Raw genomic sequence first — 22,437 nt, forward strand, 5'->3', positions numbered from 1 at the left:
ACACGCAAACGGAACAGATCGTGCCGGATTCTGGAACCCTGGAAACCATTCTCACCGCCCTGCCCGGCGGTTATTTGCTGCTGGATGCGCAATTACGGATCCAGCTGGTTTCTCCACGTTTTGAACTGCTGCTGCAAAGCCCGCCGCTGGCCGTCGGGCAGCCGCTGCCAGCCAACGTACTGCCGCCGCCGGTGCTGCAACAGCTGCAACAAGCGCCGCAAAGCTGGTCGCTGCAGCACTTCCACCACGGCATGCTGCTGGACTGGCTGCTCACCCCGCTGGCGCACGGCCTGCTGCTGAGCGTGCGTGAAGACCGCCAGGCGTTCCGCACCCTGGTGGAAAACTCGCCGGACATCATCAGCCGTTACGACACCAATCTGGTGTGCCTGTACGTCAACAGCGCGCTGGCCAGCCGTTCACCGCTGCCGCCGCTGTATCACATCGGCCTCGGCATCGATGATCGCGGCCTGCCGCCCAATATGTGCGACGCCATGCACCATGCCGCCCGTCAGGTACTAAGCAGCGGCCAACCCTACACCTTCGAAACCGAAATCAGCCGCCCGGAGCGCCACCTGGTATTCGAGGCGCGACTGCTGCCGGAAACCGACGACAGCGGCGCCATCCAGAGCCTGCTGTGCATTGAGCGCGACATCACCGAACAGCACGCCAATCGCCTGTGGCAGGCGGACGAGAACCGGCTGCTGGAAATGCTGGCCAACGACCGCCCGCTGCCGGAGGTAATGGACTGGACCTGCCGCATGATGGACAACCAGATCAGCGGCGCGATGAGTTCCATCATGCAGCTGCAGCCGGATGGCCGACACCTGCGCGTAGCCGCTGGTCCCGGACTGCCAGAGGATTACAAGGCACTGATCGACGGCATTGCCATCGGTGAAGGTGTTGGCTCCTGCGGCACCGCCGCCGCGCGCAGCCAGACAGTCATCGTCAGCGACATCAACACCGACCCGCTGTGGGCGCCGTACACCGAACTGGTGCGCCCGTTCCCGCTGCGCGCCTGCTGGTCGCACCCCATCATGGCGCACGATGGCCAGCTGCTGGGCACCTTTGCCACCTACTTTGCCGAGCCGCGCCAGCCGGACCCGCTGACGCTGGACATCATCCAGCGCACCTCGCACCTGATGGCCATCGCCATCCAGCAGGAGCAACGCGCCAGCCAGCTGTTCCAACTGGCCACCCAGGATGCGCTCACCGGGCTGATCAACCGCCGCCACTTCATGGAACTGGCCGGCAAGGCGTTCCACGATGCCCGCCAGCAGGGCAAGCCGCTCAGCCTGCTGATGCTGGACCTGGACCACTTCAAGGCCATCAATGACCGTTTCGGCCACGAGGCCGGCGACGATGTGCTGACGCACTTTGCGCGCCTGCTGTGCGACGGCCTGCGCAACAGCGACCTGGTCTGCCGCATGGGCGGCGAGGAGTTCGCCGCGCTGCTGATCGGCGCCAGCGAGGAAGAAGCCCATATTGCCGCCCAGCGGGTGTGCAAGGCGGTGGCCAGCTGCAGCATGAGCAGCAATGGCAACACCATCGAGGTGACCGTCAGCGTCGGCCTGTGCAGCCTGGATGGCACGGTGATGACGCTGGGCGACATGATCCGCCAGTCGGACAAGGCGCTGTACCAGGCCAAGCACGAGGGCCGCAATCGCGTGTGCGTGGCCGGCAACGACTAGGCGGCGCTTGGGCAGGCAGCACACCGCGGAGACGACAAGGCAACACCAGCCGGGATCTTGCTCGCGGCAGCACGCCAGCCACACACAAAAAAAGCGGCCAACCCGGTAAAGGTTGGCCGCATGTGCATTGCGCCAGGCGCGGGTGCTGCGCTAGTGCGCCGCCTCCCAGCTTGGTCCCACGCCGACTTCCGCCAGCAGCGGCACTTTCAGCGCCGCCGCGCCGGCCATCAGCTGCGGCAGGCGCTCACGCACCAGTGCCAGCTCGGCCTCGGCCACTTCCAGCACCAGTTCATCGTGTACCTGCATGATCAGCTTGCTTTGTAGCTGTTCCGCCTCCAGCCAGCCCTGCACCGCCAGCATCGCCAGCTTGATCAGGTCGGCAGCGGTGCCCTGCATCGGCGCATTGATCGCCGCACGCTCGGCGCCGGCGCGGCGCGCCTGATTGGCGGCGCGGATTTCCGGCAGGTACAACCGGCGGCCGAACACGGTTTCCACGTAGCCCTGCTCGGCGGCGTCGGCACGGGTGCGCTGCATGTAGTCGGCCACCCCCGGGTACTTGCGGAAGTAGCTGTCGATGTACTGCTGCGCCGCGTCGTTGCTGATGCCCAGCTGCGATGCCAGCCCGTACTTGCCCATGCCATAGATCAGGCCGAAGTTGATGGCCTTGGCGGCGCGGCGCTGGTCGTTGCTGACCTCGGCCAGCGGCACACCGAACACCTCGGCGGCGGTGGCCTTGTGAATGTCCTCGCCGCTGGCAAAGGCGGCCAACATGCCGGCATCACCGGACAGGTGCGCCATGATGCGCAGCTCGATCTGCGAGTAGTCGGCGCTGACAATCACGTGCCCGGCCGGCGCCACGAACGCCTCGCGCACGCGGCGACCCTCTACGGTGCGCACCGGGATGTTCTGCAGGTTGGGATCGTTGCTGGCCAGGCGGCCGGTAATCGCTACCGCCTGCGCGTAGTTGGTGTGCACGCGGCCGGTATGCGGATTGATCAGCGTCGGCAGTTTGTCGGTGTAGGTGGACTTCAGCTTGGCCAGACCGCGGTACTGCAGGATCAGCTTGGGCAGCGGGAAATCCAGTGCCAGTTTTTCCAGCACTTCCTCGTCGGTGGAAAAACCGCCGCTGGCGGTCTTGCGCACGCCCTTGGTGGGGATGCCCAGCTTGCCGAACAGGATTTCCTGTAGCTGCTTGGGCGAATTGAGGTTGAACGGCTGACCGGCCAGTGCGTAGGACTCCTGCTCCAGACGCAGCATCTCGCTGCCCAGCTGGTGGCTCTGCGCTGCCAGGATGTCGCGGTCGATCAGCACGCCGTTACGCTCCATCTTGAACAGCACCTCGGCCACCGGCAGCTCGATGTCGCGGTACACGCTGAGCAGCTTGCCGCTGAGCAGCGGCGCAAAGTGCCGGTTCAGGCGCAGAGTGATGTCGGCGTCCTCGGCGGCATAGTTGGCCGCCACCTCCACCGCCACTTCGTCAAAACCGATCTGCTTGGCGCCCTTGCCGCAGATCTCTTCGTAGCTGACGGTGGTTTCATCCAGGTGGCGGCGCGCCAGATCGTCCATATTGTGGCGCAGGTGGCTTTCGATCACGTAGGACGCCAGCAGGGTATCGTCGGCCACGCCGCGCAAGGTGATGCCGTGATTGGCCAGCACGTGGCGGTCATACTTCAGGTTCTGCCCCAGCTTTTTCTTGCCGGCGTCTTCCAGCCACGGCTTGAGTTTGGCCAGCGTGGCGTCGCGCTCCAGCTGCTGCGGCGCATCCGGGCCGCGGTGCGCCAGTGGCAGGTAGGCGGCGTGACCGGGCTCGATGGCAAAGCTCAGGCCGACGATGCGCGCCTGCAGCGGGTCCAGGCTGGTGGTTTCGGTATCCAGCGACACGATATCGGCGGCGGTCAGCTGCTGCAGCCAGTCGTCCAGCTGCGCGTCGGTGAGGATGGTGTCGTAGTGACGAGCCAGCGAGGCGGCCGGCGCGGCAGGGGTGGCCACCGGCGCGTCGCCAAACAGGTCAGTCGTTGCCCCGAACAGATCGCTGCTACTGGCCGACTGCACTGGCGGCGTCTCTGCCGCCACCTCGGTGCCCCCCATCGCCTGCTGCACTTCGCGCAGGAAGGTGCGGAAACCGCAGTCGCTGAACAGCTCGGCCAGCCGCGGCAGCTGGCGCGTGCCATGCAGCAGGCTGTCCAGCCCCGCCGGCAGTTCGGCGGCCAGATCCACGTCGCACTTGATGGTGATCAGCTCGCGCCCTTTGGGCAGCCATTCCAGCGCCGCGCGCAGGTTGTCGCCGACCTTGCCGCCCACGTTGGCCGCATGCGCGATCACGCCGTCCAGGCTGTCGTATTCCTCCAGCCATTTCACCGCGGTCTTGGGGCCGCACTTGTCGACGCCCGGCACGTTGTCCACCTTGTCGCCGATCAGCGTCAGGTAGTCGATGATGCGGTTCGGCGGCACGCCGAATTTTTCCTTCACCCCGGCCTCGTCCAGGTTTTCGTTGGTCATGGTGTTGACCAGCGATACCTGCGGCGTCACCAGCTGCGCCATGTCCTTGTCGCCGGTGGAGATGATCACCTGCATGCCGGCGGCGGCGGCGGTGCGCGCCAGAGTGCCGATCACGTCGTCCGCCTCCACCCCGTCCACCATCAGCAGCGGCCAGCCGCTGGCGCGCACCACTTCGTGCACGGTGGCGATCTGCGCCGCCAGGTCGGTAGGCATGGAAGGACGATTGGCCTTGTACTCGGGATACAGCTCGTCGCGGAAGGTCTTGCCTTTGGCGTCGAATATGCAGGCACTATAATCGAACCGTACTTCCTTACTCAGCCTGGCCAGCATGTTGACCATGCCGTAGATCGCCCCGGTCGGCTCGCCCTGCGGCGAGCGCAAGTCGGGCATCGCGTGAAAGGCGCGGTACAAATAAGAAGAGCCGTCAATCAATAACAACGTTTTCATAAAGGCGATAAAAAATGAGCTTGTCCGATAAATTGCCGCAAACCAGCGACCGCTACGCGATGATGCAACGTTTCCGGGCCCGCGAAGCCTGGCACGTGATGAAAATCCTGTCGGAATTCGTGGAATCGGCGGAGGAGCTGCAGCAGGTCACCCCCGCCGTCAGCATTTTCGGCAGCGCCCGCACCCCGCGCGACCATCCGTATTATAAGCAGACCGAACACATTGCCCGCCTGCTTTCCGATGCCGGCTTCTCGGTGATCTCCGGCGGCGGACCGGGCATCATGGAAGCGGCCAACAAGGGCGCCTTCTACGGCAAGAGTCCGTCGGTGGGCCTCAACATCGTGCTGCCGCACGAGCAGCGCCCCAACGAGTACCAGGACCTGAGCCTGAAGTTTGACCACTTTTTCAGCCGCAAGGTGATGTTTGTGAAGCACGCGCTGGCCTATGTGGTGATGCCCGGCGGCTTCGGCACCCTGGACGAGATGTTCGAGGCGCTGACGCTGATCCAGACCGGCAAGAGCCGCAAGATGCCCATCATCCTGTGCGGCCAGGCATTCTGGGGCGGGCTGTTCGACTGGGTGCGCGAACGGCTGATCGGCGAAGGCATGATCAACCCGGAGGACATCAACCTGCTGCAGTTGATCGACGAGCCGCAGGAAATCGTGGAAACCATCTTCCGCTTCTACGAAACCCGCGGTTTCGAAGCGCTGCCGGAAGAACGCGAGCAGCTGCTGAACCTCTAAGCCTTAGCGGCGGCGCAGCCCGCCGCCTGTGGCTGGCGCGGCAATGTTAGAATCGGCGGGACAGAAATGGCCGCCAAGCCGTTCGCCCCATCCAGAATCCAGGACAAGGAAACCCTCATGCAACGCATTTTGCTGGCCAGCTTGCTGCTGGCCACGTTCGCGGCGCACGCAGCGCCAGCCCCGGCGCCGGCCGCCGTTGAGCCGGAACGGCAAGTTACCGACCACGGCAACAGCACGGTGGAGGAATACCGTCGCAACGGTCAGGTGTACCAGATCAAGGTCAACCCGGATGGCGCGCCCAGCTACATGCTGCTGGATGAGGACCACGGCCTGAAGCAGCAGAACACCGGCAGCACCCAGCGCCCGACGCTGACGCCCAGCTGGCCGCTGCTGACGTTCTAGGAGCACGCATGTCCGTTTACACCACCGTCAGCCAGGACGAGATGCGTGCCTGGCTGCAGCGTTATGCGCTGGGCGAACTGGTCGAGCTGAAGGGCATCGCCGCCGGCATCACCAACACCAACTACTTTGTCACCACCACGCATGGCCGCTATGTGCTGACACTGTTCGAAGTGCTGGCGCTTAACGAGCTGCCGTACTTCCTCAAGCTGAAAAGCCATCTGTCGCGCCACGGCGTGGCCTGCCCGGCGCCGATTGCCGACCACACCGACAACTTTGCCTCGCTGCTGGCCGGCAAGCCGGCCTGCCTGGTCAGCTGCCTGTCCGGTCATGATGTCAGCCAGCCCAATGCCGCGCAGTGCTTCGCCGTGGGCGAGATGCTGGCGCAGATGCACCTGGCCGGTAATACCTTCCCGCTGCGCATGGTCAACCCGCGCGGCCCGGCGTGGTGGAGCCGCACCGCCACCGAGCTGTACCCGCACATGCCGGCGGACGAAGCCGAACTGCTGCGTGCCGAGATCGCGTTCCAGGATCAGCACCGCTTCGACGACCTGCCACACGGGGTGATCCACGCCGACCTGTTCAAAGACAACGTGCTGATGGATGGCGACAAGATCGCCGGTTTCATCGACTTCTACTACGCCTGCAACGACATCCTGCTGTACGACGTGGCCATCGCGCTGAACGACTGGGCGCGGCTGGACGACGGCAGTATTGACGATGCGCTGGCCACGGCGCTCTTGGCCGGCTACCAGTCGGTGCGGCCGCTCACCGCCGCCGAGATCCAGGCCTGGCCGCTGATGCTGCGCGCCGCGGCGCTGCGTTTCTGGACCTCGCGCCTGCTGGACTTCTACCGCCCGGCCAGCGGCGAGCTGACCTTTACCAAGGACCCGGGCGTGTTCGGCCGCCTGCTGCAGACGCACCGCCAGCGCCAGCAGTTCTGGCTGTAAGCCGCCGCTTGCCGCAACGGCCCGCCTCGACGCGCTGCGCGTGTTAACAAAGTCCTTTCGCATCGCGAAAGGACTTTGTTTTGTGAATTAGGAAGGCGGCCAACTCAAGGACTTAGTTGGCGCGGCCCGGCTTTGCCGGGTCCGGTGGCAGGTCAACGAAGTATCTTGTCTGCAGCCTGAGGCTGTTTTGCTTGCCACGCCCGCTGTGCGGTATAAAGCCGACGATGACAGCTACCCACCGGAGAGTCTCATGTCTACCCGACTGATGCTGGTCGAAGACGACCAGCGCCTGGCCGATCTGGTCATGCAGTACCTGGCCAAGCATGGCTACCAGGTCGATCACCACCCGCGCGGCGACACCGCCGGCGAGGCCATTCTGGCGGCCAACCCCGAGCTGGTGATCCTGGACGTGATGCTACCGGGCAAGGACGGCTTCGAGGTATGCCGCGACATCCGCCCGCGCTATCACGGCCGCATCCTGATGATGACCGCGCGCGACGAGGAAATCGACGAGATCCTGGGGCTGGAGCTGGGCGCCGACGACTACCTGTCCAAGCCGGTGGAGCCGCGCCGGCTGCTGGCGCGCATCCGCGCGCTGCTGCGCCGTAGCGAGAACGACACCGCGCCAGCCACCGACGGCAGCCTGCACTTCGGCCAGTTCAGCATCAGCCAGGCCACGCGCGAAGCCACGCTGGGCGGCGAGCCGATGGAGCTGACCACCGCCGAATTCGACCTGCTGTGGCTGCTGGCCAGCCATGCCGGCGAAATCCTGTCGCGCGACGACATCATGAACGACCTGCGCGGCATCGGTTTCGACGGCCTGGACCGCTCCATCGACGCGCGCATCTCGCGGCTGCGCAAAAAGCTGGGCGACAACCCGGACACCCCGACCCGCATCAAGACCGTGCGCGGCAAGGGCTATCTGTTCTCGCGGAGCGACTGGGAGTGAAACCCCTGCCCGGGTTGGCCGCACTGTTTGCCCGCTACTTCGTGCAGACCATGGTGGTGCAATTCGTGTTGCTGCTGGGCTTCGTCGGCCTGCTGATCCTGCTCACCTCCGGTGCCGAGCGCGACCGCATCGAGCAGCAGATGGCCGGCCCGGTGCGCATGATCCAGCGCGCGCTGCTGACCCAGCCGCCGGAGCAGCGCCCGCACGAGCTGGCCGCCATCAGCGAGCTGTTCGCCTACCCGTTGCAGTTGCTGCCCGCCGCCCCGCCAAGCCTGAGCGACGACGCCCGCGCCTGGCTGGCCAGCGGCAACAACTGGCTGGATATCGACCACAAGCTGCTGTACGCGCCACTGCCCGGCACCCGCCAGGTACTGATGCTGGGGCCGCTGGACGACCCGGATAGCCAGGGCTGGCTGCAAAGCCAGAGCGGCCTGTTCCTGCTGTGGTTCGGCTTTTTTGGCGTGCCGCTGGCACTGATGATCTACCTCAACCTGCGCCCGCACTGGCAGGCGCTCAAATCGCTGCGCACCACCGCCACCCAGCTGGCCGAAGGCGACCTCTCCGCCCGTGCGGCCAATCTCAAGAGCCCGCTGTTCGGCCCGCTGGCCGAGCTGATCAACGACATGGCCGCGCGGCTGGAGCGGCAGATGGAAACCCGCCAGGCACTGGCGCACGCGGTAGCCCACGAGTTGCGCACCCCGGTGGCGCGGCTGCGCTTCGGCCTCACCATGCTGGACGAGGCGGAAGACGAGCACGAGCGGCACCAGTTCCGCGAAGGCATGGAGCGCGACCTCACCGAGCTGGACGAGCTGCTCAACATCAGCCTCAGCTACGCCCGGCTGGACCGCGGCGAAGTGGCGCTGCAATACGAAACCGTCGACCTGCCGGAGTGGTTCGACGACCTGATTGCCCTGCTGCAGCCGCTGAAGCCGGCCCACATCACGCTGACGCTGGACTGCGCCAGCGGCAGCACCACCTTCGACCGCAAACTGATGTATGTCGCCACCCGCAACCTGCTGCTGAACGCCTTCAAGTACGCCACCAGCCGCGTGCACATGCGGGTGTGGCAACAGGCCGGCCTGCTGCATGTGGATGTGGACGACGACGGCCCCGGCATCCCGGCCGCCGAGCGCGAGCGCGTGTTCGAACCGTTCCAGCGTCTGGACCGTTCGCGCGACCGCGCCACCGGCGGCCACGGCCTGGGGCTGTCCTTCGTGCGCCTGATCACCCTGCACCACGGCGGCGAAGCCCGCGCCGGCGTCGCCGACGCACTGGGCGGCGCCCGCATGTCGCTGCTGATCCCGCAGCAGCCGCCTGCCGCCTAGATCCCGCGCCCAGCCGCGGCTGTCACACAGCGTCACATAGCGCCACCCCGCCGCCACATTCCGCCCACGCAAGCGACATAGTGTTAACCGGGCCCGCCTAGCACAATGGGTTCATCAACTTAGTTCACTGATGACTCAACAAGGAGTGCCTCATGAAAAAACTGCTTATCGCTTCCGTACTGATCGCTGCCGGTAGTACCGCTTACGCCGCCGATACCGGCAACTACGTGTTTGGCAACCTGGGTGCGTCCAACAACCAGTGGACGCTGAAAGATGGCGCCGCCAGCCGTGCCGGTGTCAGCAGCACCAAGGTGGGCGACGACGACGCCAGCGAAGGCCTGGTGGAACTGGGTGTCGGCAAGCGCATCAATGACAACTTCGCCGTGGAAGGCAGCTACCTGCGCCAGGGTGACGGCACTGCACTGAACGGCGCCGGCAAGCTCGACTACGACGCCTTTCGTGCAGCTGCACTTGGCATCATTCCTGTGAATGACCAGTTCGAGGTGTACGGCAAGGTGTCGGCCAACTACATCCGCAGCAAGTTCACCAGCAGCAATGCCGCGCTGGAAAGCAGCAAGGACAACACCGTGGGCCTGGGCCTGGGGGTCGGCGCTGCCTACAAACTGAACAAGCAAGTCAGCCTGCGTGCCGAATATGAAGGCATCGGCAATATCGAACACAAGGACATCACCGATACCGCTCCGGCCGCCGCGCTGAAAGTGGGCGTGTCCTACCTGTTCTAAGCAGTTCCCTGCTCTCCCTCCTCGTGTATGCCTAGGCCCGTCCTGGTGACGGGCATCTTTTTGTTTGAAGTGTGTTGAAGTGCGTTGCTTGGCCCGTCCCGCCGGACGGGCATTTTTTTTTGAGCGCGCGGCAGCCGCAGGCGCTGCTTGCGGCCAACCTTGCAGCTGACGCGCAAGTTGGCCGCACCCTGTCCGCGCCGCGCGATACCTCTTCGCTCAGCCCGGCACCGCCATGCCGCGCTGTACCGCCGGGCGTGCGCCAACCTCGGCATACCAGCGCGCCACCTGCGGGAAGGCGGCCAGCTCGACGTGATGCCACTCGTGCCGCGCCGCCCACGGGTAGATAGCGATATCGGCAATGCTGTAGTTGTCGCCCACCACATAGCGCTGCTCTGCCAGCTGCTTGTCCAGCACGCCGTACAGGCGCAGCGTTTCGTCGTGGTAGCGCTTCTGCGCATACGGCACCGGCTCCGGCGCGTAACGCAGGAAATGATGCGCCTGCCCCAGCATCGGCCCGAAGCCGCCCATCTGGAACATCAGCCATTGCAGCGTCTGGTAGCGCTCGGCGCCAGCTGCGGCCAATAGTTGGCCGCATTTTTCCGCCAGGTAGACCAGAATCGCACCGGACTCGAACAGCGCCAGCGGCGCGCCGCCCGGGCCGTCGTGATCGACGATGGCCGGAATCTTGTTGTTGGGGCTGATCTTGAGAAAGTCGGCGGCAAACTGCTCGTTCTGGCTGATGTTCACCGGGATCGTCCGGTATGCCAGCCCCAGCTCCTCCAGTGCGATGGACACTTTCTTGCCGTTGGGGGTACCCCAGGTGTAAAGATCGATCATGCAGGCTCCTTGCTGACGCGCCGCTGCCACACTAGCTGTCGGCACGGGCGGACGGGTTACAATCGGCTATCGCCAAAAAATGCAGGATACGTGAATGAGCCACCCGCACGCCAATCAAGTCAAAGCCTTCCTGCTGCAGCTGCAGCAGCGCATCTGCAGCGGGCTGGAAGCCGCCGACGGGGGAGCCAAATTCCGCGAAGACAGCTGGCAGCGTCCGACGGGCGGCGGCGGCATCAGCCGCGTGCTCACCGGCGGCGCGGTGTTCGAACAGGCCGGGGTGAACTTCTCGCATGTCAGCGGCGATGCGCTGCCGGCCAGTGCCACCGCGCACCGCCCGGAGCTGGCCGGCCGCCGCTTCGAGGCCATGGGCGTGTCGCTGGTGATCCACCCGGAAAACCCCTACGTGCCCACCAGCCACGCCAACGTGCGCTTCTTCATCGCCGAGAAAGACGGCGAGGCGCCGGTGTGGTGGTTCGGCGGCGGCTTCGACCTCACCCCCTACTACGGCAACGTCGAAGACGTGGTGCACTGGCACAGCGTGGCGCGCGATTTGTGCGCACCGTTTGGCGCCGACACCTACCCGAAATACAAGCAGTGGTGCGACGAGTACTTTTATCTTAAACACCGTGGCGAAGCGCGCGGCGTCGGCGGGCTGTTCTTCGATGACCTCAACCAGCCGGACTTCGCCACCAGCTTCGCCTTCATGCAGGCGGTGGGCAACGGCTTCAACGACGCCTACCTGCCGATCGTGGCGCGGCGCAAAGACACGCCGTGGGGCGAGCGCGAGCGCCAGTTCCAGCTCTACCGCCGCGGCCGCTACGTGGAATTCAACCTGGTGTGGGACCGCGGCACGCTGTTCGGCCTGCAGACCGGCGGCCGCACCGAATCGATCCTGATGTCGATGCCGCCGCTGGTGCGCTGGGAATACGGCTACCAGCCGGAAGCGGGCAGCGCGGAAGCAGCGCTGTACAGCGACTTCCTGCCACCGCGCGAGTGGGTGTAAACATGGTACGGCCAACCCTGCTTGCCGCCCTGGCATTAAGTCTGGCGTTCAGCCTGCCCAGCCGGGCGGAAGAAAGCGTACCGCCGGAAGTGGCAGCCTTCATTCCTGCCGGCTTCCAGGCACAGCGGTATCTGGTCAACGATTTCAACCATGACGATCGGTTGGATGCACTGTTGATGCTGCAGGGATCGAGCGACGCGCGCCCGGTACTACTGTTGCTGCGCAGTGACGATGACAAGCTGGCACTGGCCACCCGTAACGACCGTGCGATCCTGCCCAAGGGCTGGTTTTCCGACCCGTTTCAGGGAATAAGCGTCGGTAGCGGCTGGTTCAGCCTGGCCCACAGGGTTGAGAACTGCCTGTTCAAACAGCGCTTCCATTGGAGCCGTGCTCAGCAAACCTGGCTGCTGGACGAGATTACGCTGACCAGCTACGGCAAGATCCGTAATGTGGAACACATCATCGGCATCACCACCCAGAAGGGCAATAGCCTCAGCCCAGTGACGTTTGCCGACTTTTCAGCGCGGGAACACACCCTCAACTAACACGTGGCGGCGTGCCAGCGCACTGGCTTAAGCAACACCAAAGGAACAACACATGCAATGCGAACTGTGCCACCAGGACGGTGGCGACATCCTGTACCGCGACGACAAGCTGCGGGTGATTCTGGTAGCCGATGCCGACTACCCGGCGTTCTGCCGCGTGATCTGGCATGCGCACGTCAAGGAAATGACCGACCTCCCCAGCGCCGACCGCGCCCACGTGCTGGACTGGGTGCTGCGCACCGAACAAGCGCTGCGCGATGTACTGAACCCGGACAAGATCAACCTCGCCAGCTTCGGCAATATGGTGCCGCACCTGCACTGGCACGTGATCCCGCGCTTTGCCGACGACAAGCACTTCCCCAACCCGCTGTGGGGCGCGCCGCAGCGCGACGGCGTGGCGCACGGCCTACCACAGTTGGCCGCACGGCTGCGCGCGGCGCTGGCCGGCTGAACGGGCGGCATGTTAAGGTGGCTAACGTTTAAAATTTCAAACAACGCTTGACCGCCACGACGGCGCCATGAAAAACCCGATTTCCAAGCGAGACAAGGCGCGAACGAAAAATCCCGACGCAGCATAAGGTTGCGATGTAAGGCGGGATTTATCGTGAGCACCGCAGTAGCGCATCGAAAGCGGGCGCGCTTCGAGGCACCGGGCGGTCAGGACGCCTTGCGAAGCCGGCCGGAGGCTGGCTTCGCAAGGTGCCCGCAGCGCAGACAGGAGAACGTCATGTACCGCACCCTCATCTCGGCAGCCCAGCTGCAACAGCTTGACCCGGCAGCACTGGTGATTCTCGATTGCCGCTTCCAGTTGGCCGATCCGGCCTACGGCCCGACCGTGTACGAAGCCGGCCACCTGCCGGGCGCCCAGTATCTGCACCTGGACTACCACCTGTCCGGTGCCAAGAACGGCAGCAATGGCCGCCACCCGCTGCCGGATGGCCAGCGCCTGGCAGTCAACTTCGGCGCGCTGGGCATCGGCCCGGACACCCAGGTAGTCGCCTACGACGACGCCGGCGGCATGTACGCCGCCCGCGCCTGGTGGCTGCTGCGCTGGCTGGGCCATGAAGCAGTGGCCGTGCTGGACGGCGGCTTTCAGGCCTGGCAGGCAGTGAATGGCGAGATCAGTACCGAAGTGCCGGAAAAGCGCAGCACCCGCTTCGTGATGCGCCCGGCGCTGGAAGACATCGTGGAGGTAGAACAACTGGCGGCCAATCTGGGCAAGCCGGGCTACCAGCTGGTGGATGCCCGCGCACCGGACCGCTTCGCCGGTCTCAACGAAACGCTGGACCCGGTGGGCGGCCATATTCCGGGCGCCCGCAACCGCTTCTTCCAGCTCAATCTGCAGGATGGCCAGTTCAAGCCGGCAGCCGCCCTGGCGGCGGAATGGCAGGCGCTGCTGGGCGACACTCCGGCCGATGAAGTGGTACTGTACTGCGGCAGCGGCGTCACCGCCTGCCACAACAAGCTGGCGTTGGAACATGCCGGTCTGAGCGGCGCCCGGCTGTACCCAGGCTCGTGGAGCGAGTGGTGCAGCGACAGCGAACGCCCGGTGGCCACCGGCACCTGAAGCGCACCCCGACTCGGCGGCCAGCGGCAGGCGCGGCAGCATTGCGCCCCTGTCGGTCCGCTACAAATAGAAAAGGTTGGCCGCATGCGGCCAACCTTTTGTTTGCGGCACCGCCGGATTTCAGCCCAGCATCAGCTGCTGGATCAGCTTCTGCCCCGCCTTCCAGTCGCCCAGCCCGCTGTGGCTGCCCATATGGCCGGCGTTGCCGGCATCCAGCAGCGTCACCCCCCAGCCCTGCGCCATCGCCTCGGCCGCGGCCCAGTCGCAGAACAAGTCATCGCGGCTGGCCACCAGCCGTACCGGCACCGGCAGGCGCAGCGCCTGCGGCGCCTCGAAGCCGGCAAAATCCGGCAGCGCCGCGCCCTCAGGCAGCTCGCCGCTGGCCAGCGCCCGCGCGGGGGTAATCGGCAGCGCCGGCGGCGCCACCAGCAGCACGCCCTGCACCTTGCGCTGCTGCTGCAGGCTGGCCTGCGCCAGCCACGCCACCACGGTGTGGCAGCCCAGGCTGTGCGCCGCCAGCACGACCTTGCCGGCGCAGTCGTCCACCGTGGCCGCCAGCCGATCCACCCATTCCGCACGGGTCGGATACAGCCAGTTGTCCTGCTCCACGCGGCGCGACAGCGGGTACAACATTTCCCAGTAGCTCTGCCAGTGCTGCGGGCCGGAGTCGCCCCAGCCCGGCACCGTCACCAGAAACACGTCATCGTCGTCCCACATTACAGGCTCCGTTCGTAATCCACTGTCAGCGGCGCGTGATCGGAGAACTTTTCATCCTTGTACACGCTGGCTGCACGCGCGGCATCCATCAGCCCCGGCGACACGATGTGGTAGTCGATACGCCAGCCCACGTCCTTGGCGTAGGCCTGGCCACGGTTGCTCCACCAGCTGTAGCCCGGCTGCTCCGGGTACAGCCGGCGCCACACATCGCTCCAGCCGCGGCCGAGCAGGTCGGTCATCCAGGCGCGCTCTTCCGGCAGAAAGCCGGAGTTCTTCAGGTTGCCTTTCCAGTTCTTGAGGTCGATCTCGTTGTGGGCGATGTTCCAGTCGCCGCAAATCACCACGTCGCGGCCGCTCTCGCGCAGGCTGTCCAGGTGCGGCATGAACACATCCAGGAACTGGAATTTCACCTGCTGGCGCTCATCGCTGCTGGAGCCGGACGGCAGGTACAGCGACACCACCGACAGCTTGCCAAAATCCAGCTGCAGGTAGCGGCCTTCGGCATCGATCCAGTCCACACCCAGCCCCTCCACCACCGCGTCCGGCTGGTGGCGCGTGTAGATACCGACGCCGCTGTAGCCCTTCTTCTCGGCGTAGTGGAAATAGCCGGTCATACCATCTGGCGCGCGCATGCGCTCGGACAGGTCACCGGCCTGCGCCTTCAGCTCCTGCAGACAGACAAAATCGGCGTTATGGCCGGCCAGCCAGTCGAAGAAACCTTTCTTGTCCGCCGAGCGGATGCCGTTGAGGTTGGCGGAAACGATTCGAAGCATGGGGTCTCCCGTGGTATCCTTGCCGGCGATTTTTTAGCCATGTCAAAGAGTTAGTGAAAGAGGATCTGTAATGAGCGATTTCCGTCAGGATTTTATTCGTTTTGCGCTGGACAAGCAGGTATTGCGCTTCGGCGAGTTTGTCACCAAGGCAGGACGGACCTCGCCCTACTTCTTCAACGCCGGCCTGTTCTATGACGGCGACAGCGTACTGCAACTGTCGCGCTTCTACGCGCAATCGATCAGCGCCAGCGGCATCGGCTTCGACATGATCTTCGGCCCGGCCTACAAGGGCATCATCCTGGCCGCCGCCGCGTCGATGGCACTGGCCGAACAGGGCCGCAACGTGCCGTTCGCCTACAACCGCAAGGAAGCCAAAGACCACGGCGAAGGCGGCACGCTGGTGGGCGCACCGCTGAAGGGCAAGGTGCTGATCATCGACGACGTGATCTCCGCCGGCACCTCGGTGCGCGAGTCGGTACAGCTGATCCGCGCCGCCGGTGCCGAACCGGCCGGCGTGGCCATCGCGCTGGACCGCATGGAACGCGGCAGCGGCGAGCTGTCGGCAGTGCAGGAAGTGGCGCGCGACTACAATCTGCCGGTAGTGGCCATTGCCAACCTGAACGATCTACTGGGCTTCCTGGCCGGCAGCCCGGAGCTTGCGGCCAACCTGGAGGCGGTCAGCGCCTACCGCGCCAAGTACGGCGTGCAGGGTTGATTCCGCGACTGCGGCAATAAAAAACCGGGGCATGCCCCGGTTTTTTATTGTGCTGCTTCCTTCTGCTGCCAAGCCTGCTGCAACTGGCGGGTGGCCTGCTCCAGCTCGACATCGGCAGCCTGCTTGCCAGCCTGCGCCTGCTGCAATTGCTGCTGACTCTGCTGCAGCTGCTGCTGCGCACTTGCAAGCTTCTGCTCAGCATCTTTCAGCGCCTGCTCAGCCGCCTGCAACTGTTTCAAAGCCTGCAGCTGGCGGCCATCTGCCGCCCGGAATGTCATCTGCGCGGCCAACAGTTGCTCGTCCACCGCCTGCGCCTGTGCCACACCAGCCAGTACCAGCAGCAGCACCGTGCTCCACCTGATCATGTCAACCTCACTACCTGCAAAACGCTAACCGCGACACGATACCACCGTGTCGCCATGGCAGCTATTGCCGATGTCCTAGCGGAAACGGGACAGGTCGGGAATCTGCGGACCGCGCACTGGCAAGTCTTTGGTGATCGCCTCCACGGCGACCAGATCCCCTCCTTGCTCTCGTGCCGCGACGGATCGCTGGGCAAGATCGATAAGCGGCTGTAGAGACGGATCGTTGGCCGCACGCAAACGCCACAGCAATTGCGGGCCATCTTTGGGGAAAGTGGCCAGTGCCATCAGCATGGCATCGCGCGCACCAGCCTGATCTCCCGACCAGCTACGCAACATCGCTAAATGACATAACAGCAACGGATATGGGCGATAAGCCACCAGTTGCTCGTAGTGCCGGCGCTTAAACTCAAGATCGTGATGGGATGGCTGTAGATAGTTGGACAGGCCCAACTCCGCCTCATAAGACCAAAAAAGATTGGGTGAGAGTGCTACCAGGCCATCAATATTTTTTTGATTGGTTTGTGCGTTACCACCAGGAAAAACACTGATTTGCAAAAAAGTGAACGCCTTCGCACCACTGACCAAATAGAAAACAGTCCCCACTAGCAGCAGCAATGTTCCAACACGGCGTAACGCAGGACGGACAGGGATACTTACTCCCTTTTGCGGTGACAGCGATAACACCACGAAAAACATCGCCAGAAATGGCAAATACCACAGTGGATACTCAAACATGGAATGCCCGAGAAGGGCAGCGGCAATCAGAATCAGAAAGGCATTTTCCGGTGTGGCCTGATCACGCCGCCAGTACGGTAACAGGCAAGCAGCAACCCCGATTGCCGCCAGTAGCGTCGCCGGAATCCCTGTTTCGCCCAATAGCTGGGTGACTAGGTTGTGGCTATGTGTAAACAAGGCATTTTCCGGGACTTTCCCTAAGCCGGCAAATGCCTCCAACCATACCGACTGGTAGGAAAAGCCACTAAATCCAACGCCAAACCATGGATACGCCTGAACTATCTGCCAAGCTTTTTCCCACTCTATCCGCCGGCGCGCACCAAAGCCGGCATCATTGATACGATCAAGACCAGTATTAATATCAAGCCCAGTCAGCCAAGAAGCAATGTAATGGCCGAATAGCTGAGCAGTAATGATCAACCCCGCACCGACCAACAGGCTGAGCAACACTTTACGATCACCGGATCGCCGCCACCACACCACAGCCACCAGCACCATCGCAACAGCATAGGCCAGCGGTAAACGGCCGCCGGACCATGCCATCACCACAGATAGCACCACCATGGCAGGCACGGCCAACCACGCACGCAAGCGACCAGTCATGCAGAGGTAGGCTGCAGCGATTACACCCCAGCTAAGAAACTGAGCAAACTGGTTGCGCTGACCAAAGTTGCCCATGATGTTGCTACGTGGGCTAGACGGGTCAACCAGCAAATAACCGTGGCCTAGGGGCGTCATACCCATCAACTGTGTAAAACCGATCAGCGCCTGCAGCAGCGCCGCAACCAGTATGCTGGTCGCCAATACCGTTACCACTACTTCGCGCCCCAGTTTGTGCTGGATGCCGTGAGTTTGTACAGCCCCCAGCGTTACAAGCAATACCGAGCCAGCTTCCGACAATGGCAGTTGATAAACATTACCAGAGCGCAGAATAAATGCCGGCAAAAAAACTAGTAGCCACCAACCGAGCAACCAAAGTAAGGCCCGCGGACTTTCATCGTGTTTTGCGACAAACAGCCCAGCAAATAGCGCCCCCCCCAGCAAGGCCAGCGTTAACGCATGTGTCCACCAATCGGCAGAGGGTATCGTGCGCGCATAATTAAAAAAAGGCACAGTTACCGCGAAAGCCAGGCACACCAGCATGCAACACGAAGCTAAATATGGGCGCATATCACATATCCAAAACAATCAAAAAAGGGTGCCGAAGCACCCTTTTACACCAACATCAAACATACATTAGCGGCAGTTGGCCGGCAGCCACTTAGTGTCCATAGCGGTACCACTTGCGGCACACTTCCAAGTAATGGAGCCACTACCTGCAGCTGGCTCCAAGGTTACCATTGCATTTGTGGCCACTTTTGCATTGTAGGTAATAGTAATCACACCACTAGTACCAACGATTACCGAGCTTACCGCATTACCGGTCGGGCTACTTGCCAAACCAGCAGACGCATTATTATCCGGCCAAATGCCATTCGCTGAAAAATATTCTGCGACGCCAGTCTTGGCCGCACCGGCCAGTTGCAAACCTTCCGATACGTGTGCACGCTTAGTGTAATCCTGATACGCCGGAATGGCGATGGCTGCCAGAATACCGATAATGGCCACCACGATCATCAGTTCGATGAGGGTAAAACCTTGCTGGGCTCGTTTCATAAATCACTCTCCTGAATCACTGCCACTTCAAAACGAACCATTAGCCCCGGCAGTTGGAGGGCAATAGCTGTACCAAATCATTGTCGCCACCACATAACCAACGGTAGCTACCGGAAACATCTGCCGCAGGCTGCAGCCAAACGTGGGCACCGCTTGCAACTTTTTCATTCAGCTTCATACGAATAATCGCTACGGTCCCGGAGGTTACCACCCGCAACTCGGTCACCGCCTCCCCCCAATTAACCACCGGGTCGGCCAGACCTGCACTGCTATTCGAACTCGGCCAGCTGTTGTTGGCCGCATGGTATTCCTCCACTGCCGTCTTGGCAGAGCCAGCCAGCGTGAAAGCTTCGGCCAGATGAGCGCGGCGGGTATAGTCCATGTAGGCCGGTAATGCCAGTGCTGCCAAGATGCCGATAATCGCCACCACCACCATCAGCTCGATCAAGGTAAACCCTGATTGCTCAAGTTTCATTCACCATGCTCCGCAAGCTGCCGATTTAGCGGCAGTGTGTTCAATAGCAAAATCGGGGCCAGTCTGACAAACACTCTACTGGCCTGGCTGGAAAACCGGTAAAAACATAGGCTAAGCAGCCCGTTACTACAGTGTTCTGGTGCTTTCCATCGCACTATCTGATCGCAAATCACCTGTCAAAGGCTGTCAACAAGTGACAATTTTTGTCAGCCATGGCAGCACACGCCTCTGCTAGCATGCCGCAACACCAGAAGGAGTACTCCATGTCGGACCTTTCCAGCCAGTGGTTGCAGCGCAGCCGCTCCGCCGTATGGCACCCCTGCACGCAGATGAAGCGTCATGAGCAGCTGCCCATCATTCCGATTGCCTGCGGCGATGGCGTGTGGCTGGAGGATTTCGATGGTAAACGATATATCGATAGTATCAGTTCATGGTGGGTAAATTTATTTGGCCATAATCATGCGCGCATCAAAAATGCCATTAAGGATCAACTGGACTCGCTGGAGCACGTGATCCTGGCCGGCTTTACCCACCGCCCGGTAGTGGAGCTGTCGGAAAAGCTGCACGAACTAAGCGGACTGGGCCATGCCTTTTATGCCTCCGATGGCGCCAGCGCCACCGAGATCGCGCTGAAGATGAGCTTTCATTGCTGGCGCAACTGCGGCCAACCTGACAAGCACCGCTTCGTCAGCCTGCAGCACAGCTACCACGGCGAAACGGCGGGCGCGCTGGCGGTCACCGACGTACCGCTGTTCTCCGCTACCTACGCCCCGCTGCTGCAAAGCAATCTGCGCGTGACGTCGCCGGACGCCCGCCTGGCCGCCGCAGGTGAAACGGCGGCAGATGTGGCGCTGCGCGCCATTGCCGATGTGGAGCAGCTATTCCAGCGCGAGGCTGCCAACATCGCCGCCATCATCGTTGAGCCGCTGGTGCAGGGCGCCGCCGGCATGCTGATGTATGACCCGCTTTATCTCACCCGCCTGCGCCAGTTGTGCGACCGCTATCACGTCCACCTGATTGCCGATGAAATTGCCGTCGGCTTTGGCCGTACCGGCACCCTGTTCGCTTGCGAACAGGCGGGCATCCGCCCGGACTTTCTGTGCTTGTCCAAAGGCATCACCGGCGGTTATCTGCCACTTTCCTGCGTTTTGACAGGCGACGATATCTATAACGCGTTCTACGATGATGATGTGGGGCGCGGCTTTTTGCACTCACACAGCTATACCGGCAATGCCTTGGCCTGTCGGGCAGCGCTGGAAGTACTGGCCATTTTCGAAGACGAAAATGTACTGGCGCGCAATGCCGAAAAGGCCGGGCAATTCAATCAACACCTAACCTGGCTGCACACCACGCCGGGCATTCGTCATGTCCGCCAGCGCGGCATGATCTGGGCATTTGATGTGGATAATGCGCGCAGCGACTTCAGCCAGGCCTTCTTCCGCGCCATGCTGGATCGCGGCTGCCTGACGCGCCCGATCGGCAATACCGTGTACTTTATGCCACCGTATGTGCTGGAAGACAGCCACATGCGACAGTTGTCGGATAGTACGCAGGAGGTGCTGGCACTGCTGTGGCAGGATAGTGTGGCCTCGCGCAGCCAGCAGGACACGCCCTTACCCTAGACAAAATTTGCCAATCGCATAAACGGCAGTAAACTCTGCCGCTTAGACAAACCCGAAAACGACAGGTTGAGCATGCTGAAATTGTCCATCGCCCCCACTTACCTGGACGCTACGCTGGCGATGTCCGATCTGCCGCAACTGGATAGCTGGTTGCGACAGCGTCCACTGAGCCAGCCACTGGAATGCGCCGAGCAGCTGCGCCAGGCGCTGGAGCAGCTCAACCGGGTGCGCTTGGCCCCGGCACAGCGTGCCAAACTGCTGGAGCGCCACCACCAGGAACACAAGCTGCTGCTGCCGCTGCTGGAAAGGTTGGCCGCCAATGGCGAGCTCACCACCCAGCACAAGGCCCGCCACGCCGCACGGCTGGCGCAGCAGCTGGGCACCGCGCTGCACATCGGCTACAAGCTGCTGGCGATGGAGCGCAGCGAGGAGCATGGCCTGCTGGTGCTGGACAAGTACAAGTCGGAAGCGCTGTGCCTGGCCATGCGCAGTGCCCGACAGATGGCGTTTCTGTATGCGCGCACCTACACCACCCTGCCGGAAGGCTTCTGGCACGATTGCCACCGGCTGTTTTTCCATGCGCTGGAAAAGGGTTGGGAGAACACCCCGCTGCCCGGCCAGACCAAGAGCCCGGCGCACTACTATCGCCAGCTGCTGCTACTGGGCATGACCGCCAGCAACCGCATGGCACCGGCGTTGATCGACTACACCCTGCTGCTGATCCGCAAGCATGCCGACCTGCTCGACCTGCTGCACCTTGGCCATCTCACCAGCGATCACGGCAGCTTTGCCTTCCAGCCGGGCACCGACCAGCCGCCGCGCTACATCAGCGAGGCACTGGACATCCCCGCGGCGCAAGGCATCTGGGTGATTGATACCCACGCGCTGGAAACCGAGCTGAAAAGCAAGCTGCAGAAGCTGCAGTACCTGGCGCGCCACCAGAACAACCCGTTCGAGCTGGAAGAAGAAATCCAGCACGTGCTGTACCTCACCATGGAGTGGCAAAGCTCCATCCAACGCCGCCATGACCGCCAGCCCAGCGATGATGAAATCGAACTGGTCAGCAGCCTGTCCACCATCTGGTTCATCAGCAATGGCGCCGCCTGGACCTTCCCCAATGGCGAAGCCCTGCCGGAAGAACTGCTGCCGGACAATGGCCTGCGCGGCAAGCTGCAGCGACTGCCGCCACCGTTGCCGGTACGACTGAAAGTGGTCAACACCAGCGCCTCTGGCATGCTGCTGCGTGGCGAGGCGCAATATCACCCGCTGCGCGCTGGCGAGCTGCTGCTGCTGCGCCATCCGGGTAAGCCGTGGCAGCTGGCGGTGGTGCGCTGGGTCAACCTGTGCGGCGAGCAGATGGAAACCGAATGCGGCGTCGAGCTGGTGGGGCCGCAACCGGAGGCAGTGATGCTGCTACCGCTGCTGACCCACCCCAACGACCACTACCACATGGCCCTGCGCCTGCCCGCCTCGCCACGGCCGGGCAAACAGCCGCTGCTGGTGATACCGGATCGCCAGTATCAGCGCCAGCGTGAGTTTTACCTGCTGGATCGCCAGGGGCGCCAGGTGATCTCCAGCACCTCGCTGTCGCTGCAGACCGCCAGCCACCAGTTTGTCGAATACCGCCCCAGCGTGCTGTCCGCCGCAACGCACCATCCGTCTTGAATCGGGTACACTGGCCTTC

Annotated in this window: 22 protein-coding genes; 14 read left to right on the top strand and 8 right to left on the bottom strand. The window is 63.0% G+C overall.

Annotated features, from left to right (window positions below; translation table 11 throughout):
* The first annotated feature begins 20 nt into the window (after positions 1–20).
* Positions 21–1,688: a diguanylate cyclase gene (locus ABNW52_RS03535; protein ID WP_349584096.1), complete on the top strand. Its 1,668-nt coding sequence runs from the start codon at positions 21–23 to the stop codon at positions 1,686–1,688.
* A gap of 150 nt (positions 1,689–1,838) precedes the next feature.
* Here the strand turns inward: ABNW52_RS03535 and polA are convergent, their stop codons facing one another.
* Entirely contained in the window at positions 1,839–4,577 is a 2,739-nt protein-coding gene (polA, locus tag ABNW52_RS03540; RefSeq protein ID WP_386106908.1) for a DNA polymerase I, read from the bottom strand.
* Positions 4,578–4,648: 71 nt separating this feature from the next.
* Between polA and ABNW52_RS03545 the strand changes: the two genes are divergently transcribed.
* The 6 genes from ABNW52_RS03545 (at position 4,649) to ABNW52_RS03570 (ending at position 9,743) form a co-directional block, all read left to right on the top strand.
* Positions 4,649–5,377 carry an LOG family protein gene (locus ABNW52_RS03545; RefSeq protein ID WP_349584102.1) on the top strand — a complete coding sequence of 243 codons (729 nt, stop codon included), beginning with the start codon at positions 4,649–4,651 and terminating at the stop codon, positions 5,375–5,377.
* Positions 5,378–5,494: 117 nt separating this feature from the next.
* Complete coding sequence (locus ABNW52_RS03550; RefSeq protein WP_349584105.1) at positions 5,495–5,779, top strand: DUF2782 domain-containing protein; 285 nt, start codon at positions 5,495–5,497, stop codon at positions 5,777–5,779.
* 8 nt (positions 5,780–5,787) lie between these two features.
* Entirely contained in the window at positions 5,788–6,726 is a 939-nt protein-coding gene (locus ABNW52_RS03555) for a homoserine kinase (RefSeq protein WP_349584108.1), read from the top strand.
* Between the two features lie 250 nt (positions 6,727–6,976).
* Positions 6,977–7,675 (top strand): winged helix-turn-helix domain-containing protein, encoded by a 699-nt coding sequence (locus tag ABNW52_RS03560; protein WP_349584111.1) that lies wholly within the window; start codon positions 6,977–6,979, stop codon positions 7,673–7,675.
* A complete protein-coding gene (locus ABNW52_RS03565; RefSeq protein WP_349584114.1) occupies positions 7,672–9,000 on the top strand; it encodes an ATP-binding protein in 1,329 nt (442 codons plus the stop codon). The genes ABNW52_RS03560 and ABNW52_RS03565 overlap by 4 nt, the downstream gene beginning before the upstream one ends.
* Before the next feature lie 152 nt (positions 9,001–9,152).
* Entirely contained in the window at positions 9,153–9,743 is a 591-nt protein-coding gene (locus ABNW52_RS03570; protein ID WP_349584117.1) for a porin family protein, read from the top strand.
* A gap of 216 nt (positions 9,744–9,959) precedes the next feature.
* Here ABNW52_RS03570 and ABNW52_RS03575 read toward each other — a convergent pair whose 3' ends face one another.
* Entirely contained in the window at positions 9,960–10,580 is a 621-nt protein-coding gene (locus ABNW52_RS03575; RefSeq protein WP_349584120.1) for a glutathione S-transferase N-terminal domain-containing protein, read from the bottom strand.
* 94 nt (positions 10,581–10,674) lie between these two features.
* Here ABNW52_RS03575 and hemF point away from each other — a divergent pair, with 94 nt between their 5' ends.
* From hemF to ABNW52_RS03595, 4 genes are all read left to right on the top strand, one after another.
* A complete protein-coding gene (gene hemF, locus ABNW52_RS03580) occupies positions 10,675–11,583 on the top strand; it encodes an oxygen-dependent coproporphyrinogen oxidase (protein ID WP_349584122.1) in 909 nt (302 codons plus the stop codon).
* 2 nt (positions 11,584–11,585) lie between these two features.
* Positions 11,586–12,128 carry a hypothetical protein gene (locus ABNW52_RS03585; RefSeq protein WP_349584125.1) on the top strand — a complete coding sequence of 181 codons (543 nt, stop codon included), beginning with the start codon at positions 11,586–11,588 and terminating at the stop codon, positions 12,126–12,128.
* 52 nt (positions 12,129–12,180) lie between these two features.
* On the top strand, positions 12,181–12,579 hold the full coding sequence (locus tag ABNW52_RS03590) for an HIT family protein (protein WP_349584128.1): 399 nt from the start codon (positions 12,181–12,183) through the stop codon (positions 12,577–12,579).
* Between the two features lie 276 nt (positions 12,580–12,855).
* Positions 12,856–13,695 carry a sulfurtransferase gene (locus tag ABNW52_RS03595; protein ID WP_349584131.1) on the top strand — a complete coding sequence of 280 codons (840 nt, stop codon included), beginning with the start codon at positions 12,856–12,858 and terminating at the stop codon, positions 13,693–13,695.
* Positions 13,696–13,815: 120 nt separating this feature from the next.
* Here the strand turns inward: ABNW52_RS03595 and ABNW52_RS03600 are convergent, their stop codons facing one another.
* The gene (locus tag ABNW52_RS03600) at positions 13,816–14,412 is read right to left on the bottom strand and encodes an alpha/beta hydrolase (RefSeq protein WP_349584134.1); all 597 of its coding nucleotides are present in this window, start codon (positions 14,410–14,412) and stop codon (positions 13,816–13,818) included.
* Positions 14,412–15,185, bottom strand: a complete 774-nt coding sequence (locus ABNW52_RS03605) for an exodeoxyribonuclease III (RefSeq protein WP_349584137.1) — start codon at positions 15,183–15,185, stop codon at positions 14,412–14,414. Before ABNW52_RS03605 ends, ABNW52_RS03600 begins: the two co-directional genes overlap by 1 nt.
* Positions 15,186–15,255: 70 nt before the next feature.
* Between ABNW52_RS03605 and pyrE the strand changes: the two genes are divergently transcribed.
* Positions 15,256–15,900, top strand: a complete 645-nt coding sequence (pyrE, locus tag ABNW52_RS03610) for an orotate phosphoribosyltransferase (protein ID WP_349584140.1) — start codon at positions 15,256–15,258, stop codon at positions 15,898–15,900.
* 44 nt (positions 15,901–15,944) lie between these two features.
* Here the strand turns inward: pyrE and ABNW52_RS03615 are convergent, their stop codons facing one another.
* The 4 genes from ABNW52_RS03615 to ABNW52_RS03630 all read right to left on the bottom strand — a co-directional run bounded on the left by ABNW52_RS03615 (position 15,945) and on the right by ABNW52_RS03630 (position 19,131).
* A complete protein-coding gene (locus tag ABNW52_RS03615) occupies positions 15,945–16,265 on the bottom strand; it encodes a hypothetical protein (protein ID WP_349584143.1) in 321 nt (106 codons plus the stop codon).
* Between the two features lie 75 nt (positions 16,266–16,340).
* Positions 16,341–18,143: a PglL family O-oligosaccharyltransferase gene (locus ABNW52_RS03620; RefSeq protein WP_349584146.1), complete on the bottom strand. Its 1,803-nt coding sequence runs from the start codon at positions 18,141–18,143 to the stop codon at positions 16,341–16,343.
* Between the two features lie 93 nt (positions 18,144–18,236).
* Entirely contained in the window at positions 18,237–18,656 is a 420-nt protein-coding gene (locus tag ABNW52_RS03625; protein ID WP_349584149.1) for a pilin, read from the bottom strand.
* Positions 18,657–18,696: 40 nt separating this feature from the next.
* A complete protein-coding gene (locus tag ABNW52_RS03630; protein WP_349584151.1) occupies positions 18,697–19,131 on the bottom strand; it encodes a pilin in 435 nt (144 codons plus the stop codon).
* A 263-nt stretch (positions 19,132–19,394) separates the two neighbouring features.
* On the opposite strand from ABNW52_RS03630, the gene bioA reads away from it, so the two are divergent.
* Positions 19,395–20,753, top strand: a complete 1,359-nt coding sequence (gene bioA, locus ABNW52_RS03635; protein WP_349584154.1) for an adenosylmethionine--8-amino-7-oxononanoate transaminase — start codon at positions 19,395–19,397, stop codon at positions 20,751–20,753.
* 72 nt (positions 20,754–20,825) lie between these two features.
* The gene (locus tag ABNW52_RS03640) at positions 20,826–22,418 is read left to right on the top strand and encodes a hypothetical protein (protein ID WP_349584157.1); all 1,593 of its coding nucleotides are present in this window, start codon (positions 20,826–20,828) and stop codon (positions 22,416–22,418) included.
* The last annotated feature ends 19 nt before the right edge of the window (positions 22,419–22,437 follow it).

This window comes from Vogesella oryzagri (assembly GCF_040148885.1).
GTDB lineage: Bacteria > Pseudomonadota > Gammaproteobacteria > Burkholderiales > Chromobacteriaceae > Vogesella > Vogesella oryzagri.